Genomic DNA, 23094 nt, shown 5'->3' on the forward strand with positions numbered 1-23094 from the left:
GGCCGGGCGGGCGCCGGACCGCCCCGCGAGCACCCCCGCCCGCACCCCCGCGAGCACCCCTGCGGGCGGCCCGGCGGGGGGTGCGGCGGGGGGTGCGGCCGCCGCGGGGGAGACCGAGACCGGCCCGGTCGTGAACGGGCGGCGGCAGCCCGCACCGGTGGAGATCCCGCGGTCGGCGGGCGGCGAGTACGCCGTCGTGCCCGGCACGGCCGCGCCCCCGGACGGGGCCGCCGGGCCCATCGTGGACTACCTCGTCGAGGTGGAGCGCGGGCTGCCGTTCACCGGCCCGGACTTCGCAGGCCGGGTGCACCGCATCCTCAACGACCCGCGCGGCTGGGGCCACGGCGGCGCGATGCGGTTCCGCCGGGTGAACAAGGGCCCGGTGCGGTTCCGGGTGTCGCTGTCGAGCCCGGCGCTGACCGACCGGGTGTGCGCGCCGCTGATCACCGGCGGCGAGCTGTCGTGCCGCGAAGGCGAACGGTCGGTGATCAACGCGCTGCGGTGGGCGTCCGGCGACGACTCCTACGGCCGCGACATCCTGTCCTACCGGGAGTACCTCATCAACCACGAGGTCGGGCACGCGCTCGGGCACGGGCACCGGTCGTGCCCCGGGCCGGGCGAGCGGGCACCGGTGATGGTGCAGCAGACCAAGTCGCTGTACGGGTGCCGCCCCAACCCCTGGCCCCATCCGGGCGACGCCCCGGACGGACGGCGGTAGGGTCCGGTCGATGGTCACCCGTTCCCGGTGCGGCAGGCGGTCCCGGTGCGCATGATCGGCCGCGGTGCGACGCACGAGCTGGAGATCCGACGGTCCCGGTTCGTGTGCACCCTGGCGCGGGTCGCGAGCGAGGAGGAGGCGGTCGCGTTCATCGCCGCGCACCGCCGCGCGCACCGCGACGCCGCCCACAACTGCACCGCCTACGTGGTGGGCGAGCACGGGGAGATCACCAAGAGCAGCGACGACGGGGAGCCCGCGGGCACGGCCGGGATCCCGATGCTGGAGGTGCTGGTGCGGCGCGGCCTGACCGGCACCGCGGCGGTCGTCACCCGCTACTTCGGCGGGGTGAAGCTGGGTGCGGGCGGGCTGGTGCGCGCCTACGGGCAGGCGGTGTCGGGCGCGGTCGACGCCGCCGGGACGGTGGAGCTGCGGCCGGTCGTGACGGTGACGGTCGCGGTCGGCCACGCGCTGGCGGGCCGGTTCCTCGGCGACCTGCACGCGCGGTGGGCGCCGCCGTCCGACGTCCGTTACGGCGCGGACGTGGAGGCCGACGTGACGGTCCCGGCGGAGCGGGCGGAGGAGTTCGCGGCGTGGGCGGCGGAGGCGACGGCGGGACGCGCGGCGGTGCGGCGCGGCGCCGCCGGGCACGTCGAGGTGCCGGTCACGCCGTGAGGACGCCGCTACCCTTGGGGCGATGACCAGGAGCACGGTGCCGCACGACCCCGTCCGGGCGGGCATCCTCGACGCGGCGGCGACGGTGCTGGCCGAGGACGGCGAGCGCGCGAGCATGGCCGACATCGCGCTGGCCGCGGGCGTCGCCCGTGCGACCTTGGACCGCTACTTCCCCGACCGGGACGCGCTGCTGTGCTCCCTCTACGAGGCGGCGTTCGCCGATCTGGGCGAGCGGCTCGCCGGCGCCGGCCTCGAGGCCGTGCCCACCGAGGAGGCGATCGCCCGGACGACCCGCGCGACGATCGCCGTGATCAGCAAGTACCGGGCGCTGGGGCTGCTCGACAAGGGGCCCGCGGAGGTCCGCCGCGTCGACGCCCGGCTCGTCGGGCCGCTGCGCGCGGTGTTCGAGCGCGGCGCCGCCGACGGGTCCCTGCGCCGCGACATCCCGGTCCACACCCTCGCCGAGCTGTACTTCAGCCTGCTGGAGGGCGTGGTGGCGCGGGTGGTCCGGCGGCGGATGGGCGTGGAGGAGGCCGGCGCGGCCGTCACCGCGCTGTTCCTGACCGGCGCGCTGGCCCGCCCCGGCCGCTGACCCGCACGCACGCCCGCAGGCCCGCCCCGGCGAGCGGTGGTGCGCGCGGTGCCGCAGCGTGGCGCCGTCCCGCGGCTCCTCGCCATTGCGCCGCGCGCACACCACCGTCGCCCGGGCGACCCGCGCGGCCAAGCCGGGCCCGGTACCGGCGCGGCCACCAGGTGCACCGCCGGGTCGATGGGGCCGGGGTCGATGGCGCCGGGTCGATGCGGCCCGCCCGGGCCGGTGTGACCGGGCGCATGGCCGGAAAGCGTATGGGCGGCCGGTGAGCGGGTACCGGGTTGCGACGGGTTCGACCACGGGAGGGAACATGGCAGCCGAGCAGACCGCACCGCCGCTGCGGCCGGGCGGGAGGGACGCGGCGCCCGTCCTGCCGGAGCCGCGCGGCCCCCTGTCGCGCGCGGTGATCGGCGCTCTGGCGGGGCGGTCCCCGGACGGCCCGGCGCGCCCGGGCACGGTGGTGCCGCCGCCGCGGGACGCGGGTTCCGCCGACCCCTACGGCGACGATCTGCAGCTGGCCCTGCACGTCTGTTTCGAGCTGCACTACCGCGGGTTCGCCGGGGTCGACCCGGACTGGGAGTGGGATCCGGAGCTGCTGCGGCTGCGCGGCGCGCTCGAAACGGTGTTCCTGGGCGCCCTGCGCGCCGACACCGCACCGCCCGCGGCGCCGGGCGGCGGTGACGCGCGCGCGGAGCTGGAAGACGCACTGGACGAACTGCTGGTGGAGCCCGCCGACGGCGGCGGGGGCGTCGCCGGGCATCTGCGGGACGCCGGGCAGTGGTGGCAGCTGCTGGAGCACGCCGCGCACCGCTCGGTGTACCACCTGAAGGAGGCCGACCCGCACGCCTGGGTGATCCCGCGGCTGCGGGGCCGCGCCAAGACGGCGCTGGTCGCGGTCGAGCACGACGAGTTCGGCGGCGGCCGTCCCGACCGCATCCACTCCGGCCTGTACGCCGACCTGCTGGAGGACCTCGGCCTGGACTCCGCCTACGGCGCCTACGTGGACGCCGCCCCGGCGCCGATGCTGGCGACCGTGAACATGATGTCGTGCTTCGGGCTGCGACGGTCGCTGCGGGGCGCGCTGGTGGGGCACTTCGCCGCGGCGGAGATCACCACGGCGCCCGCGGCGCGGCGGATGGCGCGGGCGCTGGAGCGGCTGGGCGCGGGACCCCGCGCGCGGCTGTTCTACACCGAGCACATCGAGGCCGACGCCGTCCACGAGCAGGTGCTGCGGCACGACGTGATCGGCGGGCTGCTGGCGGCCGAGCCGGAGCTGGCGGCGGACGTGACGTTCGGGGTGCGGGCGACGGGGCTGCTGGAGGACCGGCTCGCCGCGCACCTGCTGGGCGCCTGGGGGGCGGACCCGCCGCGGTCGTCGCTGCGCCGTCCCCTGCCGGGCGCGGCGCCCGCCGACCGGATCGCACACCGCTGAAGGGGGTTTCTCATGGTGTTGCTGCCGCTGAACAGGGGCGATGTGCCGATGCTGAGGCCGCCGGGGGTGTACCGGCCGCAGGCCGACACCGCGTTGCTGGCGGACGCGCTGCGCCGCGCGGGGGTCGCGGCGGGCGCCCGGGTGCTGGACGTGGGGACCGGGACGGGCGCGGTGGCGGTGGCGGCCGCGCGCTGCGGGGCCCGCGAGGTCGTCGCGGTCGACGTGGCGGCGGGCGCGGTGCTGGCGGCGCGGGTCAACGCGCGGCTGCGGAAGCTGCCGGTGCGGGTGCTGCGCGGCGACCTGTTCGAGCCGGTCGCGGGGGAGCGGTTCGACGTGATCGTCGCCAACCCCCCGTACGTGATCGGCGACGCCGTCCCCGAGACGGTGCGCGGCCGGGCCCGCGCGTGGGAGGCGGGCCCGTGCGGGCGGGCGCTGCTGGACCGGATCTGCGCGCAGGCCCCGGCGCATCTGGCGCCGGGCGGGACGCTGCTGGTGGTGCAGTCGGCGCTGAGCGGGGTGGCGGCGACGCTGGTGGCGCTGCGGGACGCGGGTACGCGGCCGGTGGTGGCGGCGCGGCGGGCCGAGCCGTTCGGTCCGGTGATGCGGCGCCGCGCCGCGACCCTGGAGGCGCGGGGCGCGGTGCGGTGCGGGCAGCGCCACGAGGAGCTGGTGGTGGTCCGGGCCGACCTGACCGGGACGCGCGGCGACGGCCGGGACGGGCCCGGCGGGCGTGCGGGGGGCGGTGAGCGGGGTGGACGGCGCGACGGCGTCCGGCGGGCGGCCTGACCGGCGCCGGGTGCGGCTGGTCCCGGGCGGCCCGGTGCTGGTGGAGGGCCCGGTCGAGGTGGAGCTGGAGGACGGCCGGGTGGTGGTGTCGGACCGTTTCACGGTGGCGCTGTGCGCCTGCCGCCGCAGCCGCGCCTATCCGTTCTGCGACACCAGCCACCGGCGCCGCGCCCGTCCCGCACGGCCTCCGCGCGGACGAGGCGGCGCGGAGGAGGACGGCCCGGGGGAGAACGGGTGAGGACGGCCCGTGGTGAGCGGGCCCGGGTCGGGCGTGCCGGGAGTGAGCGGAGCGGGGACGCCTGACCGGCCCCCATCGAGGCCTGACCGGCCGGTCCCCGTCGTGGCCTGCGGCGGCGAATCGGCGTCGTGGCCTGCGGCGGCGAATCGGCGCCCGGGGCGGATGCCTGCCGCCCGCCCGGGAACCCTGGCGTGTAAGGGCGGGGCCGCAGGGGCCGGGGGTCAGCCGCCGAGGCTGTCGAGCGCGACGTCGAGGCGCTGGGCGAGCTGCTCGATCTGCTCCTCGTTCGCGCCGGTGTCGAGTTCCGCGATCACCGCGTCCCGGGTCGTGATGACCATGGCGTCGTCGGGTTCGCCGGTCCGGGTGGGCGCCGAGGAGACCACGGCGGCCCGGCCCTTCACGATGACGAGTGCGGCGTCGCGGTCGGTGGAGGCCAGCAGGTCGTGCAGGTGCGCGGAAGTGATCGTGGCCATGGGTGCCCTCCTCGGGTGCCCCGGCTCCCGGACGGAACGCGTCCCGGGCGGGACCGGGGTGTCGGTGTGGTCGGTCGGTGGGATGCGGTCGCGGGCCCGGCCGCCGGTCCGTGCGCGGGTCACGGGGCGGGTCAGGGGCGGCGGCCGATGCCGGTGGCGAACTCCCGGGCGCGCATCGGGCCGCCGGTGCCCGGCGCCAGCGGCGGGGTGTCGCGTCCGGCTCCGGTGCGCAGGCCCTCCAGGAACTCCAGCAGGGCCTCGCGGGACGAGTGCCGCGGCGTCCAGCCGAGCTCCGTGCGGGCCCGCGCGGTGTCCATGATCGGCAGTTCCATCGCCAGGTCGAACAGCCCGGGCGAGGCGGGCACCAGGTGCATGCCCCACGCGGCCGCGAGCGCCGCCCGCACGCCCCGCTGCGGGACCCGCACGGTGCGGGCGCCCAGCATGTCGGCGAGCTCGGCGGCGTCGATGACCGGGTCGGCGGCGATGTTGAACGCGCCGTGCACGTCCCGGACCGCGGCGAGCCGGAACGCCTCGCCGGCGTCGGCGGAGTGCAGCACCTGGAACCGCAGCCCCGGCATGTCCGGCACCACCGGGATACGGTCGGCGCGGGCGAGGCGGCCGGGCAGCAGCGGCCCGGCGAACAGCCGCCGCTGCTCGGCGGCGGTCTGCCGTTCGAACACGAAACCCGGGCGGATCCGCACCACGCGCCGGTCGGGATGCCGGGCCTCGAACGCGTCCAGGAGCCGCTCGACGTACGCCTTCTCCCGGCTGTAGGCGGCGCCGGGCCAGCCGTGCGCCGGCCACGACTCGTCCACGGCGCGGTCCTTGGGCCCCGGCGAGTAGGCGCCCACCGACGAGGAGTACACCAGCGCGGGCACGCCCGCCTCGGCCGCCGCGTCGAACACGCGGGCGCTGCCGACGGCGTTGGCGTCCCACGTCACCGCCGGGCGGTGCGTCGGCTGGAAGAGCCAGGCCAGGTGGACGACCGCGTCGGCGCCGCGCATCGGCGCGACCAGGTCGCTGTCGGTGACGTCCGCCTCGACCCACTCGGTCTTGTCGGTGTCGCCGGCGCCGGTGCCGGGCATCCGGCGCGCCAGCGCGGTGATCCGGGTGACGTCCGGGTCGGCGGCCAGTGCCCGGACGGTGCTGGTGCCGATGTTGCCGGTGGCGCCGATCACGACGACGCGCATGCTGGTTCCCTCCTTGGGTCGTCCCCGCAGGTGGACGCCCCATTCCCGCCTTGTGCGGAACTATGCCCCGGGGCGGCCGGGCCGGGCGCGGGTCAGGCGGGGGGCGGGTCAGGCGGGGGGCGGGTCAGGCGGGGCGGCAGTGGGCGCAGGGCCGGTACCCCGCGGCGCGGGCGGCGGCCAGGCCCGCGAAGCCGCGGCGGTGCGCGGGGGTGATGCGGCGCGCGTCGCCGCAGGTCGGGTAGCACACGATGCCGGTGGTGTCGCTGCCGACCAGCCGCGTCCCGTGCCGCGCGAGGTCGGCGACGGCGTCCACGTCGACGTCCTCGCCGCGCAGCAGCCGCAGCTTGGCGTCGGCGCCGAACACGTACTGCCCGGCGGACCCGTCGGAGCGGGTGACGCGGTGGCAGGGGATCAGCAGCGGGACGGGGTTGCGGCCCAGCGCCGACCCGACCGCCCGGACCGCCCGCGGGCGGCCCGCCTCGCGCGCCACCCACGCGTAGGGGCGGGTCTGGCCGCGGGGGATGGCGGCGGCGGCGCGCAGCACGGCCGCCTCGAACTCGGTGAGGCCGCGCAGGTCGAGCGGTACCCCGCCGGGACGGCCGGTGCGCAGCGCGGGCACCAGCCCGGCGGGGGGACGGTCGGCGGGCAGCAGCGGCCGCGCGAACCGTTCCCGGAACGCGGCGGCGAACGCCTCGGCGTCCAGGCCGGCGCGCAGGAACGCCACGCCATGGTCGGTGAAGGCGACGTGCAGGTCCGGCAGCGGGCCGGGGACGTGGACGCGGCGCGCGGCGATGCGGTCCAGGAGGCCGGGGGGCGCGTCGGCGGTCAGCCCGGCCAGGTCGGCCGCCAGGCCGTCGGCGAGCTCGCCGGTGAGGCCGTCGGTGGGATCGGTGCGGGTCATCGGTTGCCCCCTCGCTGTGCGGGACGCCGCGTCCCGGGGTCGTTCTCGCGGGCGGCGCGCAGGCGGGCGAGTCCGCGGGAGATGTGCGACTTGACGGTGCCCTGCGGCAGTCCGAGCACGTCGGCGATCTCGGCGACGGGCAGGTCGGCGACGTGCCGCAGGACCACGGCGGCGCGCTGCCGGTCGGGCAGGTCGGCCAGCAGCGCCGCCAGTTCCCGGCCGGTCTCGCGGCGGGCGGCGGCGTCCTCGACGCCTTCGGCCGGGTCGGTCGGGTCGCCGGCGTCCTCCAGCGGGTCCTGCCGCGGCCTCCGTGCCGCCGACCGCAGCCCGTTGCGCCACAGGTTCATCAGGATCGTCAGCAGCCAGGCGCGGGGCCGCAGCGCGGCGATCCGGTCGGGATCGTACCCGCACAGCGCCCGGTAGGCGCGCAGGAACGTCTCGGCCGCCAGGTCTTCCGCCTCGGCCCACCGGCCGCACAGCCGCAGCGCGGTGGAGAACACCACGCCGCGGTACGCCTCGTACAGCACCGCGAACCCCTCGTCCAGGTCACCGGCGAGGGCCGCGGCGGCCTCGGCGCCGCGTTCGTCCGGCTGTTGGTCCGGCCGCTCGTCCGGTGGGGCCGGACCGTCGCGGGTCGCCGTCGCGTCGCCGATCGCCGGTGCCTCCGTCGTTACCGTCACCTCTGTTCAACACCGCCGCGCCCGGTCCGGTTGCGCTTCGCCGGGGCCGGGGCCGGGGCCGGTTGCGCGGCGCGGGGGCCGGGCGGCGAGGGCGCGGGTCAGCCGAGCCAGCCCGGGCGGATCATGCCGGTCTCGTAGGCCAGGACGACCAGCTGTGCCCGGTCGCGGGCGCCGACCTTGGCCAGGATACGGCTGACGTGGGTCTTGGCGGTGGCGGGCGACAGCACCAGCCGCCCGGCGATCTCCTCGTTGGACAATCCCGCCGCCACCAGTGCCAGGACCTCGCGTTCCCGGTCGGTGAGGGCGTCGAGCCGCGCGGTGGGCGGCGGCTCGCCGATGCGGGACGCGAACTGGGCGATGAGCCGCCGCGTGACGGTGGGCGCCAGCAGCGCGTCGCCGCGCGCGACGACCCGCACCCCGTGGATCAGCTCGGGCGGTTCGGTGTCCTTGACCAGGAAGCCGCTGGCGCCCGCCTTGATCGCCCCGTAGACGTAGTCGTCGAGGTCGAAGGTCGTCAGGATCACCACGCGGACGTCGTCGAGGCGGGGGTCGCCGGTGATGCGGCGGGTGGCCTCCAGCCCGTCGAGGACCGGCATGCGGATGTCCATCAGGACGACGTCGGGCCGCAGTTCGGCGGCCTGCCGCACGGCCTGCTCGCCGTCCCCGCACTCGGCGACGATCTCGAGGTCGTCCTCGCCCTCCAGGATCGACCGGAATCCGGCCCGTACCAGTGTCTGGTCGTCGGCCAGCATTACCCGGATCACGCCATTTCCTCCTTCAGCGGCGCCCGTCGCGCCGCGCTCACCCGTGTCCGCGCCCGCCCGGCGCGTCGTGCGTCCCGCCGTCCGGTCAGGTCCGGTCGCGGGGTCCGGACGGGCCGTCCGGCGGCCGGTCCAGCGGGAGCCGTGCCCACACCCGGAAGCCGCCGCCGGGGGCCGGTCCGGCGGTCACCTCGCCGCCGACGGCGGCGGCGCGTTCCCGCATCCCGCGCAGCCCGTTCCCGCCGCCGTCCCCGCCCCCGGCCGCCGCGGCGGGGGCGCCGTCGCCGTCGTCGACGACCTGGACGATCACCGCGGCGGGGGTGCGGCGGATCTCGACGGTGACCTGCTCGGCCCCGGAGTGCCGGACGGCGTTGGTCAGCGCCTCCTGCACGATGCGGTATCCGGCGAGGCCGACCGGCGCGGGCAACCACGCGAGCCCCGCGAGCCCCGCCTGGTCCGCCGCCGGATCGTCCGTGCCCGGGTCCGCGGGGGCGGCGGCGAGGTCGCCCGCGCGCCGCACGACGAGGCCGGCCGCGGCCGTCTGCTCCAGCAGTTCCCCGACGCGGTCCAGCGACGGGACGGGCGACACCGGGCTGCCGCCGGGCGCGTGACCGTCCGCGCCCACGATGCCGCCGGGGGCGCCGTCGTCCTGGTCGACCTGCCGCAGCACGCCCAGCACCCCGCGCAGCTCCCGCAGCGTCTCCTTGCTCGCGGACTTGATCGCCTCGAGGGCCGCGTAGGCGCGTTCGGGATCGTCGCGGCGGTGCAGCGCCGCGCCCGCCTGCACGTTGATCAGCGAGATCTGGTGGGCGAGCACGTCGTGCAGTTCCCGCGCGATCCGCAGCCGCTCCTGCGTCTCGCGGCGCCGCGCCTCCTGCTCGCGGTCCCGTTCGGCGGCGGCCGCGCGCCGCTCGGCGGCCTCGGCCTGGGCGCGGCGGCCGCGGATGTACTGCCCGGCGCCGATCGTGACCAGCAGCCCCAGGGTGAAGGCGGCCAGCCCCGGGGCGTCCAGCGGCGCGTCGGGATCGGAGGTGGTGTCGGCCCACAGCACCGACGCCACGATGAACCCGGCGTTCGCGGCGATGACCGCGCTCAGCGACACGATCAGCCGGCATTCGACCGCCGCGCTGAACAGCGCGATGTACGACACGAACATGATCGGCCCGTCGGGGTACCCGAGCGGGTAGTACACCTGCGGCGTCAGTATCGCGACGGCCAGGACGATCACGGGGTGGCGGCGCCGCGCGGCCAGCGCCAAGGTCACCGCGATGATCATCGCGGCGCCGCCGGGCCACAGGTCCCGGTCGCCGGGACGGACGGCCGCCGCGCTGAGCCCCAGCGTGATCAGCATCGCGCCGACGGCGAGCGCGGCGTCGCCGCGGGGGATCCCCGGCCGCCCGGCGGCCGCGGGGCCGGTCCCCGAGCCGGCCCCCGTCCCCGGGGCGGCCGTGAGGGCCGCCGCACGTGCCCGCATCCGCCGGACGAGCGGACGCGCGCGCCGGCCGCGACGTCCCCCTGCGGCCCCGTCCACGGGGTCTGCCGGGACGGCGTCCGCGGAGGCGCTCTCGGAGGCGTCCGGAGGGAGGGCCGGTGGGGTGGTCACGGGCCAACCGTAATTGAGGCCGGGCCCACCGCGTGACGGGCCGCGTGGCCGGGAGGCCGCCGCCCGGCCCGCCTGCGGCCCCGCCGGCCGGTGGCGGAGGGCGGCGCCCGCCCGTAGGGGCCCGTGATCGGGGACGAGTCGGCGGCTCGCCAGACAGCGTGACCACGGACGCCGCCCGGTGCCGGATGCCGCTCGGCGCCGCTCGGCGCGGGGCGGCGCGGGGCGGCGCGGGGCGGTGTAAGCCGTGCGGTGCGCCCGCCCGCACGGGCCCGCAGCGGCGCTGCTGCGGCTGCTCACCGCCGGGAACCGCCCCCTTCGCTGGAGGGCTCCCTGTCGTTCGTCGCCCGCGCGGCCCGCTCCGGCGTCACGGTCGATCCGCGGGTCCGTCCAGGGCGCCGTGGGCGTACCCGTTCGCCTCCGCCGTGTTCGCCTCCGCCGTGTTCGCCCCGCGGTGACCGGCTTCGCGGAGGGGCCGCGGACCTTGACTTTCGTCAGTATCAGCGCAGATCGGCGCGCTTGTAGCGTGGGCCGGGTGAACGACTCTGCACCCGGTGTCCACGACCGCGCCGGACGGGACGCACCGCCGCCGGGAGCGTCGACCCCCGCACCGGCCCGGGCGCCCGCTGCGGCGCGCCTGCCCGGGCAGGTCCGGGCGGCGGCGCGCGCGGTTCGGGAAGCGGTGCGGCGGCCGACGCGCGCCATGGTGCTGCGCGACGTGCTGCTGTGGGCGGTCCTGGTGCTGCCCCCGGCGGTCAACTCCCTCGCCCCGCTCGAGCCGGAGTCGGCGGGGTGGTGGCTGCAGATCGTCGGGATCGCGGTGATGGCGGTGGTGGTCGCCATGTCGCGGGCCCACCCGACCGCGGCGCTGATCCTGGGCATCTCGACGACCGCGCTGCACGGCAACTTCGTGTTCGCCATGCCCGTCCTGGCCTACCTGACGGGCCTGCGGTCGCAGCGGTCGCGGCCCGTGCTGTGGGGATTCGCGTTCGTTCTGGCGGGCGGCGTCGCGCTGAGCATCGTCCGCGACCTCGATGTGACCGTCTGGTTCCCCAGCACGGTGTGGCTGGTGCTGCTGGGCGTCCTGCCGTGGCTGATGGGCCGGTACTGGCGGCAGTACCAGGAACTGGTGCGGGCGGGCTGGGAACGCGCCGAGCGGCTGGAGCGCGAGCAGCGCATCATCGCCGAGCAGGAGCGGCTGCGCGAGCGGGCCCGCATCGCGCAGGACATGCACGACTCGCTCGGGCACGAGCTGGCGCTGATCGCGGTGCGGGCGGGCGCGCTCCAGGTCGCGCCCGGGCTGCAGGAGCGGCACCGGCGGGCCGCGGCGGAGCTGCGCGCGGGCGCGGCGGAGGCGACCGAGCACCTGCGGGAGATCATCGGGGTGCTGCGCGACGACGCTGCGGCGTCCGCGGGGGAGGCGCCGACGGTGCCCGGCCGCGAGAGCATTCCCGAGCTGGTCGAGCGCGCCCGCGCGTCGGGCGTCCCGGTCCGCCTCGTCCAGGAGGACGACCGGGACGGCACCGGGCAGGACGCGGAGGAACACCCCGCGCGGGACGCGGGGGACGCCGCCGCCGGGGTGGAGGCGGTGTTCGCGGGAGAGCCGATGGTGGCGCTGGCCGCGCACCGGGTGGCGCAGGAAGGCATCACCAACGCCGCCAAGCACGCCCCGGGCGCCGCCGTCACCGTGCGCCTGGCGCACCGCACCGCCGACCGGCCCCACGACACCGCTCCGGCCGATGTCCCGGCGGACGGCCCGGACGGCGCCCGCACCGGGGGAGTGATCGAGGTGGAGGTCGTCAACGGGCCGCCGCCCGAGGACGCGCCGCTCCTGCCGTCCGGCGGCGGCCGGGGGCTGACCGGGCTGGCCGAACGCGTCCGGCTCGTCGGCGGCGTGCTGCACGCCGGGCCGGTGCCCGGCGGCGGCTTCCGCGTCGCCGCCCGCCTGCCCGCGACCCCGCAGGGCCCCCGCCACGCCCCGCCCGGCCCGGTCGCGTCGGCGGCCGGGTCGGCGCTGCGCGCCACCTTCGGTCTGCCGCCCGGCACCGGCACCCGTCCGGGCACCGGACCGGTCAGCGAGTCCGCGCGCTCTCTGGAGCGGGCCCGCCGCCGGGTCCGCCGCGGCCTGATCACCGCGATCGTCGTCCCGGCGGCGCTGCTCGCCCTGCTGGGCGCCGTGATGGCCGGCCACCACGTCTACGTCACGCTGAACTCGGTACTGGAACCGGACGACTACCGGGCGCTGCGGGTCGGCACCGCCCAGGACACCGCGGAACGGACGCTGCCGTCGATGCAGACGACCGGGACCGCGGTCGTCCGCGAGTCCGTCCCCGAGCCGCCGGGCGCCGACTGCCGCTACTACAGCCCCGAGGCCAACCTGCTGGGCACCGAATGGGTGTACCGGGTGTGCTTCGATGGCGGACGTCTCATCAGCAAGGACGCCTACAGCACCTCGGTGCTGTCGCGGCGGCTCGACGAACGAAGGGAAACCCCGTGATCCGGGTGCTGCTCGCCGACGACGAGGCCATGATCCGCGCGGGGGTGCGGGCGATCCTGGCCGCCGACCCCGGGATCGAGGTCGTCGCCGAGGCCGCCGACGGGCGGGAGGCGGTCGAGGGAGTGCTGGCGCACCGGCCCGACGTCGCCCTCCTGGACATCCGCATGCCCCGCCTGGACGGCCTGGCCGCCGCCGGAGAACTGCGCCGCGCCGCACCCGGCACGGGCATCATCATGCTGACCACCTTCGGCGAGGACGAGTACATCGAGCGGGCCCTGTCGGGAGGCGCGGGCGGGTTCCTGCTGAAGTCCGGCGACCCGCACGAGCTGATCGCGGGAGTCCGGGCGGTCGCGGGCGGGGCCGCGTACCTGTCGCCGAAGGTGGCCCACCGGGTCATCAGCGAGCTGCGGGGCGGCCGCATCTCCCAGGAGGCGCGCGCCCGGCGCCGCATCGCCGACCTGACGCCACGCGAACGCCAGGTACTGGCGCTGGTGGGCGCCGGGCTGTCCAACGCCGAGATCGCCCGGCGGATCCACGTGGTGGAAGGCACGGTCAAGGCGTACGTGAGCGCCATCCTCACGCGGCTGGACGTCAAGAACCGCGTGCAGGCCGCGATCGTCGCGTACGAGGCCGGGCTGGTCGACGGGAACGACGCCCAGGACATCGCCGGCGCGGCGGACGGGACGGACGGGACGGGCCCGGCCCCGTCCGGACGGGCCCGCCCCTGACCGCCCCGGGGCGGGGTCAGGCGTCCCGGCGGCGCAGCACCACCGTGCCGCACCACAGGACCGCCGCCGCCCACCCCGCCACGATCAGCACGCCCACCGCAACGGGGTAAGGGCCGCCGTCCCCGGACATCAAATACCGGCCGGCGGTGGCCGGCAACGCGTCCGCCACGCTCTTCAGCGCCTCCGACCGGGCGTTGGCCAGCGACATCGGCACCACCAGCAGGAACAGGAACGCCGTGGTGAGCGCCCCCGCGGCACTGCGCAGCATCACCGCGACCCCCGTCATCAGCACGCTCGCCAACGCCAGATACGTCCCGGCGGCCAGAGCGTCCCGGACCACCTCGCCCGCGTCCAGGCGGCCCCACTCGCCCAGGACGGGCGCGGTGACCGCGGCACCGGCGAGGACCAGGACGATCCCCGCGGGGAACGTCACGGCCGCGACGACCGACGCCTTGGCCGCCAGCATCCGGGCCCGCAGCGGCACGCACTGCAGCGTCGTGCGGATGCCGCCGGTCGCGTACTCGCCGGTGACCGTCAGGATCGCCACCGTCAGCACCACGAACTGCACCAGGTCCACCGCACCGACGGGCACGTCGGTCACCGCGATCACCCCGGGCGGCTCGACACCGGCCTCCCCGGAACCGCTGTCCACGGCGGTGTTGCGCGGGGCGGTGTTGTCCATGGCGGTGTCGGTCGCCAGGATCATGCACGCCACGCCCATCATGGCCACCGCCCCGGCCAGACCCCACCACGTCGACCGCACCGACCACAGCTTGATCCACTCCGCGGCCAGCGCCCCGCGGAACCCGCCGCCCGGCGCCCCGCCCCGACCGTCCGTCCCCGCCGCCGCGCCACCGGCCGCAGGCCTCCGCGCCGCCCCCGACGCCCCTCCCGCGGTCACCGGCCCGTCCCCTCCGCGACCGGACCCGCCGCGTCGTACTCCACGCTCGAGCCCGTCAATTCCATGTACGCCTCCTCCAGCGACGCCTGCACCGACGTCAGCTCGAACAGCGGCAGCCCGGCGGCGTGCGCGGCCGTCCCGACCTGCTCGGCCGTGACACCCGACACCAGCAGCGCCCCGCCGTCGCCGGGCCGCACCCGCGCCCCCTCCGGGCCCAGCCGCGCCGCGAGCCGCGCGGCGAGCTCCCCGGCATGCGGCCCGCGGACCCGCACCGCGTTGCGCGAACTCCCGGCGATCACCTCGGCGACGGGCGCGTCGGCCAGGAGACGCCCCCTGCCGATGACCACGAGCCGGTCCGCCGTCAGCTGCATCTCGCTCATCAGATGGGACGAGACGAACACCGTGCGGCCCTCGGCCGCCAGCGACCGCATCAGCCGCCGCACCCACAGCACCCCGTCCGGGTCCAAGCCGTTCACCGGCTCGTCGAACAGCAGCACACCCGGATCGCCCAGCAGCGCACCCGCGATGCCCAGCCGCTGGCTCATCCCCAGCGAGAACGTCCCGGCGCGCCGCCCGGCGACCGCCTCCAGCCCCACCGCCGCCAGCACCTCGCCGACCCGCCGCGCCGGCACGCCGTTGCTCGCCGCCATCGCCAGCAGGTGCCGCCGCGCCGACCGCCCCGGATGCACCGCCCTGGCGTCCAGCAGCGCCCCCACCTCCCGCAGCGGATGCCGCAGATCCCGGTAGGCGCGACCCCCGATGAGGGCCGCACCGGCCGTGGGACGGTCCAGCCCCAGGATCATCCGCATCGTCGTGGACTTGCCCGCACCGTTCGGGCCGAGGAACCCCGTCACCCGCCCCGCCGCGACGTCCATCGTCAGGCCGTCGACGGCGATGCGGTCCCCGTACCGTTTCGTCAGCCCCCGCACCGTGATCATCTCGTCTCCCGATCCGTGTTCACCCGCACGAACCTAAGAGCCCGGGGAGCGGCGGGGCACTACGCGAACGACACCGGCGTCCCCCCACTTTCGTCAACCCCGGACAGCCGGAACACCCGGCCCCCGAACACGCCGGCGGGCCGCCCCCGCGACGCTTCCACGTCACCGGAACGGCCCGTCCGGAACAACAACTCGACCCGCCGCCCGGCGGGGCACCCACCCGCGTCAGGGACGCGGCTCCCGGCGCGGCACCACACCGCCCATCACGTCCGGCATCGTGACCGCGGCATCGACCTGACGCCCGGCGGCCGGCTCGCCCGCGACCCCCACCGGCGCACCCGTGGGGACGGCGCCGCCCGGCACCGCAGCCCCCGGAACCCCCGCGACCGGCCGCGGACCCAGCAGCGCAACCCCGACCGCGACACCCCGCAGAGCGTCCACCAGCGGCGCCGCCACCCGCGCCAGGACCACCGCCACGACCGGCGCGGCCACGCACCCCAGGACGAACCCCGCCGCGACGTCATGCGGATAGTGCACCCCCACGAACACCCGGGAGAACGCCATCAGCAACGCCAGCGGCAGCACGACCGGCGCCATCGCCCGCCACGCCACCACGATCGCCGCCGCCGACGCCGCCGCGATCGTCGCGTGATTGCTGGGGAACGACCAGTCGCCCGGCGCCGGGCACTCGGCGATGTTCATCGCGCCCGCCACCGCACGGCACGGACGCTCCTCCTCGATGAAGGTCTTGGAGACCTCGCTCACCAGATACGCCGCCACCACCGCGAACGGCGCCGCCAGCGCCAGCCCCATCACCCGCCCGTCAGCGCCCCGCGCCCGCCACCAGCCCGCCACGAACAGCGCGGCGAACAGCAGCAACCCCGCGTCCGTACCGATCTCGGCCACCGTGTGCACCCATGACGGCGTGCCGTGCGCGAACTCGCTGATCTCCCGGTAGAGATCCGCGCTGAACTCTGGCGCCTGCATCATCTCCCTCTCCATCGACACGACCGCCCGACAACTCAGACCCCGAGCAGACCGTGAAAGTTCACCCTACGGTCACCCAGAGGCAAAGCCTGTCACGTACGACGATCACGCACCCGGAAAAGTCCCCACACGACGCGTTCCCTCCGGGTCCTCCCCACCCCCGTCCCCAACGGAGGCCACCCCGGAACCCCCCGCCGCCCCCTCGGCGGCCGAACGACGGCGCCGCACGAAGAACCGCACGGCCTCCACCACCGCCGTCACCGCCAACGCCAACCCCAAGCCGACCGCGACACCCTTGAGCGGATCGTTCTCGAACGCGACACCGCCCAGATAACCCAGCAGCGCCCCGTACACGGCCCACGACACCGCCGCGATCGCCGCGAACATCGAAAACGACCGCAACGGGTAACCGACGGCACCCATCGTCATCGTCACGGCCGTCCGCCCACCCGGAACGTACCGGGCCACCACCAGGATCAGCCCGCCGCGCTCGGCGAGCGTCCGACCCGCCCACGCGAACGCGCCATGCCGCCGCGTGCCCGGCCGCAACCGCCGCTCCAGCCGCCCACCCGACAACCGCCCCACCGTGTACGACACGTGATCACCGACGAACGCACCCGCCGCCGCCAACACCACCACCGGCACCAGGTCGGGCTGCCCCACCGACGCCGCGTACACCCCCGCCGTGATCACCGTGCTCTCGCTCGGCACCACAGGAAAGAACCCGTCGATCGCCGCGACCGCGAAAAGCACAAGGTAAAACCACGGCGACGTCACCGCCGTGTGCACCAACTCCATCACACCGTCCATGGCCACGACGCTAGAAACCCGCGACCGCCCCGGGCATCGGCCGAACGACCATCACCACCCCCTACTTTCGGCAGTACCGCCCCGCACCGACCGCCCCGCGCCATGATGGACACCCGCCGAAACAGGGGAGGGGCATGACCACGCCACCGGCCGCACCCACCGCGCACGACCCGCGCCCACTGCGCTGGCTCACCGCCTGCGCCCTCCTCTACGGCCTCACCCACCACATCGGCTTCGGCCTCGCCGGACTCGGCACCATCGGCCACACCCGCTGGGCCGACTGGGCCGACATCCTCACCCCCTACACCGTCCTGCTCACCGCCGCCGCCGCACTCCACACCGCCCGCGCCGACCGCACCACCTGGACCACCTACCTCACCGGCGCCATCACCTACGTCGAAGGACACGGCATCCACCTCGCCGCCAACTCCGTCGGCAACGACACCCCCGGCCTCCCCGTCGTCCACCTATGGGACGAAGTCGCCGGCCACTACATCTGGTACGCCGGAGCCGCCCTCGTCGCCGCCGCCCTCACCCGCACCTTCGCCCGACACCCCGCACCGTCCGCACGACTCTCCCTCCTCCCCGCCCTCGCCGTCGGCCTCACCTGGACCACCAACTCACTCGAAGGCGGCACCGCCCTCATGGGCATCGCCGTCGCCGCCGCCTTCACCGCCTGGGGATGGCACACCCGCCACCACCTCGGACGCACCCTCATCATCGCGTTCGCCCCCGCCGCCATCGCCCTCACCGCCTACGGCATCTGGCACACCGGCTTCCCCCAACCCACCGACCTCGGCTGGATCTGACACCCCCGCCACCGAACCGCCCCGCACCACCGAACCCAGCAGCGGATGCACCCGCATCGCCGCCTCCAACTCACCCGGCAACTCGTCCCGATACCGACCCAACGTCGCCAGATCCGCATGCCCCAGCACCCGCCGCACCGCATCCATATCCGTCGCCGCCGCCAGCAGATGCGTCGCCGTCGTATGCCGCAACCCATGCGGCGTCACACTCCGCCGCCGCCCCGGCTCCACCCGCGCCAGCACCCGATCGATCACCCCCTGCACATCACCCCGCGCCAACCGCCGCCCCCGCCACGACAGCAACAACGCCTTCGGCTCCCGCCCCCGATCCAGCAACCCCCGCCCCTCCGCCAAATACGCGTCCAACACCTCCACCACCGGCCCCGGCAACGGCACGTCCCGCGTCCGCCCGCCCTTACCGAACACCCGCCAATACCGCGTCCCCCCATTGACGAAGAAATCCTCGACGTTCGCCCGCGTCAGCTCCGACACCCGCGGCCCCACCGCCGCCAGCAACAGCACGATCAACCCGTCCCGCAACTCCGTCCGCTGATCGACCCGCCGCCCCGCACCACCCGAATCCACCAGCCCCCGCGCCGCACCCAGCAACCCCTCCGCCTGCTCCACCGTCAACGCCCGCCGCTCCGCACGCAACCCACCCCGATGCCGCGGCCGCACCGTCACCGCCTCCATCGGATTCAACTGCACCCACCCCGCCACCACCGCATACCGGAACAACGCCGAAACCGACCGCCGAAACCGCGCCTGCGACGCCGCACTCTGCACCCCACCACCCGCACCCGACCCCCCGGCGCCCACACCACCACGCGACCGCCGACCATCAGGCTTACGCGCGAACCTCAACAACACCGCATCGACGTCCTCACCCGTCAGATCGTCCAGCACCCGATCCGCACCCGCCAGCTCCGCGAACGTCGCCGCGTCCCGCGCATACACCTCCGCCGTCCCCGACGACAACGCCCCCGTCACCGTCTTCGCCCGCACCATCTCCACATACCGGTCCACACACTCGCCCACGGACACACGCTCAACATCGATCGGACGCACCCCGCGGACGCTACCGCCCACCACCGACACCCGCACCGGCCCACCGCACCGTCACACCCGCCCCATAAGATCCACACCATGACCGCGCGGGAACTCTTCGACCAGATCGCCGAGATCGTCCACGCGGCCACCCCACCCGACCTCGGCCACCCCCACCTGCACGTCCGCCACAACGGACTCAAAGCCTGGTTCGGCGACCCCCGCCCCGAACGCGAACACTACGAAGCCCAGCTCATCCCCGCCGAACTCGCACCCGGCGCCCACACCACCGCCCTCGAAATCGGCTTCCACGCCGAACACCCCGCCGAACCCGACAACCAAGCCGCCCTCGACCGCCTCCTCACCGCACAACCCGACTGGCGCCCCCTCCTCGGCGACGACCCCGCCACCGGCACCTTCCTCGGCCGCACCACCTGGCGACGCATCTCCGAAACCTGGCCCGACCCCGACCTCGACACCCCCGACCTCGCCTTCGACATCGGCGTCCGCCTCACCGACTACATCCGCGCCCTCGAACCCCACCGCCGCACAACCGGGTAAGACCCCACGCGACGGACGACCCGACACCGGGGGAGAGGCCCATGCGCATCGGCACCTCGGGCTGGCAGTACACCGACTGGCGCGGCCCCCTCTACCCACCCGGCCTCGCCCAACGCCACTGGCTGCACCACTACGCCCGCACCTTCACCACCGTCGAGAACAACAACGCCTTCTACCGCCTCCCCGCCCGCACCACCTTCCAACGATGGCACGACGCCACCCCCGACGACTTCGTCATGGCCGTCAAAGCCAGCCGCTACCTCACCCACATGAAACGCCTCAACGACCCCGCCGAACCCGTCGCCCGCCTCCTCGACGCCGCCACCGGCCTCGGCCCCAAACTCGGCCCCATCCTCCTGCAGCTCCCGCCCACCCTCAAAGCCGACCCCGAACGCCTCGACGCCTGCCTGCGCCACTTCCCCCGCCACATCCGCGTCGCCGTCGAACCACGCCACCCCACCTGGTGGACCGACGACGTCCGCGCCGTCCTCGAACACCACCGCGCCGCCCTCTGCTGGGCCGACCGCCTGGGCCGCCCCCTCACCCCCCTGTGGCGCACCACCGACTGGACCTACCTCCGCTTCCACGAAGGCCCCGCCCACCCCTGGCCCGACTACACCGACCCCGCCCTCACCGCCTGGATCCCCGAACTCACCGACGACGCCTACGTCTACTTCAACAACGACCCCCACGGCGCCGCCGTCCGCAACGCCCGCCGCCTCATCGAACTCACCCGAAAACCCCTCGCACCCCCGCCCGCCCAACCGGCACCATGACCACGTGCTACGCCACCACGAGATCGCCGAAGCCGACCACCGCATCCTCAACCCCCTCAACGACCGCAAACTCCGCCTCCTCGGCGACATCGCCCGCATCGGCCCCGACACCCGCATCCTCGACCTCGCCTGCGGCAAAGGCGAGATGCTCTGCACCTGGGCCGCCGCCCACGGCGCCACCGGCCACGGCGTCGACCTCAGCGACACCTTCCTCACCGCCGCCCGCGACCGCGCCCGCGAACTCGGCGTCACCGGACGCGTCACCTTCGAACACGGCGACGCCGCCCGCCACCGCGCCCCGGGCCTGTTCGACGTGACCGCCTGTATCGGCGCCACCTGGATCGGCGACGGCCTCACCGGCACCATCGCGCTCCTGCGCCGCTCCACCGTCCCCGGCGGCCTCCTGCTGGTGGGGGAGCCGTACTGGATCGACGAACCTCCCGAAGCCGCCCCCGCCGCCCTCGGTTTCGCCCCCGGCGACTTCGTCACCCTCGCCGGCACCCTCGACCGCTTCGAGGACGCCGGCGTCGAACTCGTCGAAATGGTCCTCGCCGACACCGACGACTGGGACCGCTACGTGGCCTCGCAGTGGCAGACCGTCCACACCTGGCTCCACGACAACCCCGACGACCCCGACGCGCCCGCCATGCGCGAGTTCGCCGACCGCTCCCGCCGCACCTACCTCACCTACAACCGGCGCTACCTCGGCTGGGGCGTCTTCGCCCTCCGCCTCCCGCCCGCCTGACCACCCCGCCACCGAACACCCCGCGAACCAGCCCGCACAAACAACCACGCGGCAACCCGGGGGAGAGGCCCAGTGGGAAGCGGAACGTCGCCGACGACCGGCCCACGCCCCACCCGCCCGTTGGGATCGTCTTCGTCTGACCGGGGAGGCCAGTGTCGAGCCGCCCGGGGTGATCGCGGTGACCGACGTGCCCGTCGGTGCGGTGGACCTGGTGCAGTTCGTGGTGCTGTGGGCGCCGGGGGTGCGGGTGGTGCGGTGCAGAGTGCGGCGTCGCAGGCGCGGTTTCGGCGGTCGGTTTCGGTCCGTGTCCAGCCGCAGGAGGGGGCAGAGCGATGAGCCTGCCCCCCGCACGACGACCCCGACGACCCGGAAGGACGACCGCCGCGCCGATGAAGCCGCCGCCGGCGATCACGCCCCGGCAGCCGACTCAAAGAGACGCGGGAAAACCGAGGCACCGGCACCTTCCGGCGAGATTGCGCAAACCAGACAGAATTCAGCTTCTGTCTGGTTTGGCATCTTTTAGGACGTCCAACCCGCTGAGGGGAGCGAGAGGCGGCGCCCGCCGTCACTTCTTGTACGGAGCGGCCTTCTCCCGGAGCTCCTGCATGGCTGGCGCCCTGCAACAGTTACCGGGGCCGGCCAGCACCGTCCGCGCCCGCGTAGTCGTCTATGGCGACGATCTGCCTCTTCGCCGCGTTGATCGAGTTGAGCTGGTGATCGAGCTTGGCGTCGCCGAACCACCGGAGGCGAGATCGACGAGGGCGTTGCCCTGGGCGACGGCCGCCGCGATGACGGCACCGACGAGCAGGTCGTCGACCTCGCGGGCTTTGAGGCCCTCGGAGAACCGGGCCCAGCTGCGGTTCACGAGTCGCCCGCAGACCTGGTCGAGCTGGTCGCTCGTGATCACCTTCGGTCGTCCGTCGAGGGTGGCGCTGTTTCCCCGAGTGAGACACGCACGTCCGCCGGTCGGTTTCATCGGCCGTCGCCGAGCTGTCCGGCTGCGGGGCCGCGCGCGGGGCGGCGGCGCCTGAACAGTGCGCGTTCGGCCGGTTCGGCCCCCTCCCCGGCGACCTCCGATGCATGGTCGATAATGAGCATTATGTTAAGTAGCGCGGGTTTCGGCCTCTTCTGATGCCCTCTGGGTGACCCTGTCCTGCCAGACCTACCTAGCTGCTGCTGCGTCAGGCGCCGGCGGCGCGGGGCGATGAAGGGCGCCACGGCCGATGCTGCCGCGATCGTGTCCTGGTCCCTTCGCCGCGGCGACTGGCCTGTCGGTGACGCCGCTATGGCCAAATGTCGCCTCGGGTTTCGGGCTGTGCCAGGGCTTTCGACGCGGGCCGGTCAGGTGATGGCCAGCCGGTCGGCCATGGGTCCGGAGGCATCGAGAGCCTGTTCTTCCTGGTGGCGGCATGGGGCGCGCCGGGCGGATGGCAGACGGAATCATCACTTCGGATTTGATCATCATCCTGCACACCCGCTGGAAGTCACGGAAAGTGATTTTCTGATTTCACGCCATGGGTCTTGAAATCGTATCGAGAGCACCTAGCCTGGGGACTGCCGCCAAATTAATGGCCGGCTGGGGTGGCGTGCGCGTTTTGTGCCGCTCGACCGGACACCGAGATTGCGAGGGCAGGAGATGAAGAGGACGAGAGCGACCGTCGTGGCCTCATCCGCGCTGGCCCTGGTGATGCCATGGGCGGCTGCGGCCGTGCCCGCGCACGCCGCTGAGTCCGCCCCTGAGGTAAAACGAGACCACCCGGGCCCGCATCACTGGATGTATACAAATGACGACAGGTCGGGCGGAAAGGTCGACTTCTGGCCGCAGGGCGACATCGTCAGAATCTCCGACCTGCAGGATGAGGGCGCCGCGGTCGAGGTGACCATCCGGAACGTGACCAAGGACCCGGACGCGAAAGAATACAAAAGAACCTTCGAGGGCGCCGGGTGGGGCAAGGAATTCCGAGCCTCAATGGGGCAGCCGTACAATATGGCCGAGAAGCACTGCTTCTGGTTCAGGATCAGGCTGGTCAAGAATGGCAGCGTGATCGCGGGAAGCAAGGACACCGCCCAGTGGCGGAACTACAACAACACCAAGAAGGAGTGCCCGGGAGTCGACTGAGCCCGTTCCGTCTCGCCGGGGCCCGCGCAACGGCCTGTTCTCGTACCAGCGCGAGGTGGACGAGGGCGGATCGCCGCGCGTTGTCCCTTGATGGATCGCCGCTGAGGGTGTTGTAGGGGACCCTCGGGTGGGC

General features: G+C 75.1%; 24 protein-coding genes. 12 read left to right on the forward strand and 12 right to left on the reverse strand.

What is annotated here, in order from left to right:
- From ACFQ11_RS29645 to ACFQ11_RS29670, 6 genes are all read left to right on the forward strand, one after another.
- Window positions 1-718, forward strand: a 718-nt coding sequence (locus ACFQ11_RS29645; RefSeq protein ID WP_378304597.1) for a DUF3152 domain-containing protein, incomplete at its 5' end; no start/stop codon positions are given.
- Between the two features lie 45 nt (window positions 719-763).
- On the forward strand, window positions 764-1390 hold the full coding sequence (locus ACFQ11_RS29650; RefSeq protein WP_378304599.1) for an IMPACT family protein: 627 nt from the start codon (window positions 764-766) through the stop codon (window positions 1388-1390).
- 22 nt (window positions 1391-1412) lie between these two features.
- Window positions 1413-1982, forward strand: a complete 570-nt coding sequence (locus tag ACFQ11_RS29655) for a TetR/AcrR family transcriptional regulator (RefSeq protein ID WP_378304601.1) — start codon at window positions 1413-1415, stop codon at window positions 1980-1982.
- A gap of 310 nt (window positions 1983-2292) precedes the next feature.
- Window positions 2293-3414 (forward strand): iron-containing redox enzyme family protein, encoded by a 1122-nt coding sequence (locus ACFQ11_RS29660; RefSeq protein ID WP_378304603.1) that lies wholly within the window; start codon window positions 2293-2295, stop codon window positions 3412-3414.
- Between the two features lie 12 nt (window positions 3415-3426).
- Window positions 3427-4200 carry a HemK2/MTQ2 family protein methyltransferase gene (locus ACFQ11_RS29665; protein WP_378304605.1) on the forward strand — a complete coding sequence of 258 codons (774 nt, stop codon included), beginning with the start codon at window positions 3427-3429 and terminating at the stop codon, window positions 4198-4200.
- Window positions 4166-4438, forward strand: a complete 273-nt coding sequence (locus ACFQ11_RS29670) for a CDGSH iron-sulfur domain-containing protein (RefSeq protein ID WP_378304607.1) — start codon at window positions 4166-4168, stop codon at window positions 4436-4438. The genes ACFQ11_RS29665 and ACFQ11_RS29670 overlap by 35 nt, the downstream gene beginning before the upstream one ends.
- Before the next feature lie 221 nt (window positions 4439-4659).
- On the opposite strand, the gene ACFQ11_RS29675 is transcribed toward ACFQ11_RS29670, so the two are convergent.
- The 6 genes from ACFQ11_RS29675 to ACFQ11_RS29700 form a co-directional block, all read right to left on the reverse strand.
- Window positions 4660-4911, reverse strand: a complete 252-nt coding sequence (locus ACFQ11_RS29675) for a hypothetical protein (RefSeq protein ID WP_378304609.1) — start codon at window positions 4909-4911, stop codon at window positions 4660-4662.
- Window positions 4912-5042: 131 nt separating this feature from the next.
- Window positions 5043-6101 carry an NAD-dependent epimerase/dehydratase family protein gene (locus ACFQ11_RS29680; RefSeq protein WP_378304612.1) on the reverse strand — a complete coding sequence of 353 codons (1059 nt, stop codon included), beginning with the start codon at window positions 6099-6101 and terminating at the stop codon, window positions 5043-5045.
- Between the two features lie 124 nt (window positions 6102-6225).
- Window positions 6226-7002: a methylated-DNA--[protein]-cysteine S-methyltransferase gene (locus ACFQ11_RS29685; protein WP_378304614.1), complete on the reverse strand. Its 777-nt coding sequence runs from the start codon at window positions 7000-7002 to the stop codon at window positions 6226-6228.
- Window positions 6999-7682: an RNA polymerase sigma factor gene (locus ACFQ11_RS29690; protein WP_378304616.1), complete on the reverse strand. Its 684-nt coding sequence runs from the start codon at window positions 7680-7682 to the stop codon at window positions 6999-7001. Before ACFQ11_RS29690 ends, ACFQ11_RS29685 begins: the two co-directional genes overlap by 4 nt.
- A 98-nt stretch (window positions 7683-7780) precedes the next feature.
- Window positions 7781-8446 (reverse strand): response regulator, encoded by a 666-nt coding sequence (locus tag ACFQ11_RS29695; RefSeq protein ID WP_378304618.1) that lies wholly within the window; start codon window positions 8444-8446, stop codon window positions 7781-7783.
- A gap of 85 nt (window positions 8447-8531) precedes the next feature.
- Window positions 8532-10046, reverse strand: a complete 1515-nt coding sequence (locus ACFQ11_RS29700; protein WP_378304620.1) for a sensor histidine kinase — start codon at window positions 10044-10046, stop codon at window positions 8532-8534.
- Between the two features lie 532 nt (window positions 10047-10578).
- Here ACFQ11_RS29700 and ACFQ11_RS29705 point away from each other — a divergent pair.
- Both ACFQ11_RS29705 and ACFQ11_RS29710 read left to right on the forward strand, forming a co-directional pair.
- Entirely contained in the window at window positions 10579-12540 is a 1962-nt protein-coding gene (locus ACFQ11_RS29705) for a sensor histidine kinase (RefSeq protein WP_378304622.1), read from the forward strand.
- Window positions 12537-13268: a response regulator gene (locus ACFQ11_RS29710; RefSeq protein WP_378304624.1), complete on the forward strand. Its 732-nt coding sequence runs from the start codon at window positions 12537-12539 to the stop codon at window positions 13266-13268. Before ACFQ11_RS29705 ends, ACFQ11_RS29710 begins: the two co-directional genes overlap by 4 nt.
- 16 nt (window positions 13269-13284) lie before the next feature.
- Here ACFQ11_RS29710 and ACFQ11_RS29715 read toward each other — a convergent pair whose 3' ends face one another.
- From ACFQ11_RS29715 to ACFQ11_RS29735, 5 genes are all read right to left on the reverse strand, one after another.
- On the reverse strand, window positions 13285-14169 hold the full coding sequence (locus ACFQ11_RS29715) for a hypothetical protein (RefSeq protein ID WP_378304626.1): 885 nt from the start codon (window positions 14167-14169) through the stop codon (window positions 13285-13287).
- Window positions 14166-15107, reverse strand: coding sequence for an ATP-binding cassette domain-containing protein (locus ACFQ11_RS29720; RefSeq protein WP_378304628.1), 942 nt, complete (start codon window positions 15105-15107; stop codon window positions 14166-14168). Before ACFQ11_RS29720 ends, ACFQ11_RS29715 begins: the two co-directional genes overlap by 4 nt.
- A gap of 225 nt (window positions 15108-15332) precedes the next feature.
- Window positions 15333-16097, reverse strand: coding sequence for a phosphatase PAP2 family protein (locus ACFQ11_RS29725; RefSeq protein ID WP_378304629.1), 765 nt, complete (start codon window positions 16095-16097; stop codon window positions 15333-15335).
- Window positions 16098-16199: 102 nt separating this feature from the next.
- Complete coding sequence (locus ACFQ11_RS29730) at window positions 16200-16904, reverse strand: DedA family protein (protein ID WP_378304631.1); 705 nt, start codon at window positions 16902-16904, stop codon at window positions 16200-16202.
- 620 nt (window positions 16905-17524) lie between these two features.
- A complete protein-coding gene (locus ACFQ11_RS29735; protein WP_378304633.1) occupies window positions 17525-18781 on the reverse strand; it encodes a tyrosine-type recombinase/integrase in 1257 nt (418 codons plus the stop codon).
- Window positions 18782-18859: 78 nt separating this feature from the next.
- Between ACFQ11_RS29735 and ACFQ11_RS29740 the strand changes: the two genes are divergently transcribed.
- The 3 genes from ACFQ11_RS29740 to ACFQ11_RS29750 are packed head-to-tail and all read left to right on the forward strand — an operon-like array spanning window position 18860 to window position 20842.
- Window positions 18860-19321, forward strand: coding sequence for a hypothetical protein (locus tag ACFQ11_RS29740; protein WP_378304635.1), 462 nt, complete (start codon window positions 18860-18862; stop codon window positions 19319-19321).
- A gap of 41 nt (window positions 19322-19362) precedes the next feature.
- Window positions 19363-20097: a DUF72 domain-containing protein gene (locus ACFQ11_RS29745; RefSeq protein WP_378304637.1), complete on the forward strand. Its 735-nt coding sequence runs from the start codon at window positions 19363-19365 to the stop codon at window positions 20095-20097.
- A 4-nt stretch (window positions 20098-20101) separates the two neighbouring features.
- On the forward strand, window positions 20102-20842 hold the full coding sequence (locus ACFQ11_RS29750) for an SAM-dependent methyltransferase (protein WP_378304639.1): 741 nt from the start codon (window positions 20102-20104) through the stop codon (window positions 20840-20842).
- A 667-nt stretch (window positions 20843-21509) separates the two neighbouring features.
- Here ACFQ11_RS29750 and ACFQ11_RS29755 read toward each other — a convergent pair.
- The gene (locus tag ACFQ11_RS29755; protein WP_378304641.1) at window positions 21510-21749 is read right to left on the reverse strand and encodes a hypothetical protein; all 240 of its coding nucleotides are present in this window, start codon (window positions 21747-21749) and stop codon (window positions 21510-21512) included.
- Window positions 21750-22502: 753 nt separating this feature from the next.
- Between ACFQ11_RS29755 and ACFQ11_RS29760 the strand changes: the two genes are divergently transcribed.
- Entirely contained in the window at window positions 22503-22961 is a 459-nt protein-coding gene (locus tag ACFQ11_RS29760; protein ID WP_378304643.1) for a hypothetical protein, read from the forward strand.
- Window positions 22962-23094: the final 133 nt, after the last annotated feature.

It is taken from the genome of Actinomadura sediminis (genome assembly GCF_042675525.1).
In the GTDB taxonomy this organism is placed as follows: domain Bacteria; phylum Actinomycetota; class Actinomycetes; order Streptosporangiales; family Streptosporangiaceae; genus Spirillospora; species Spirillospora sediminis.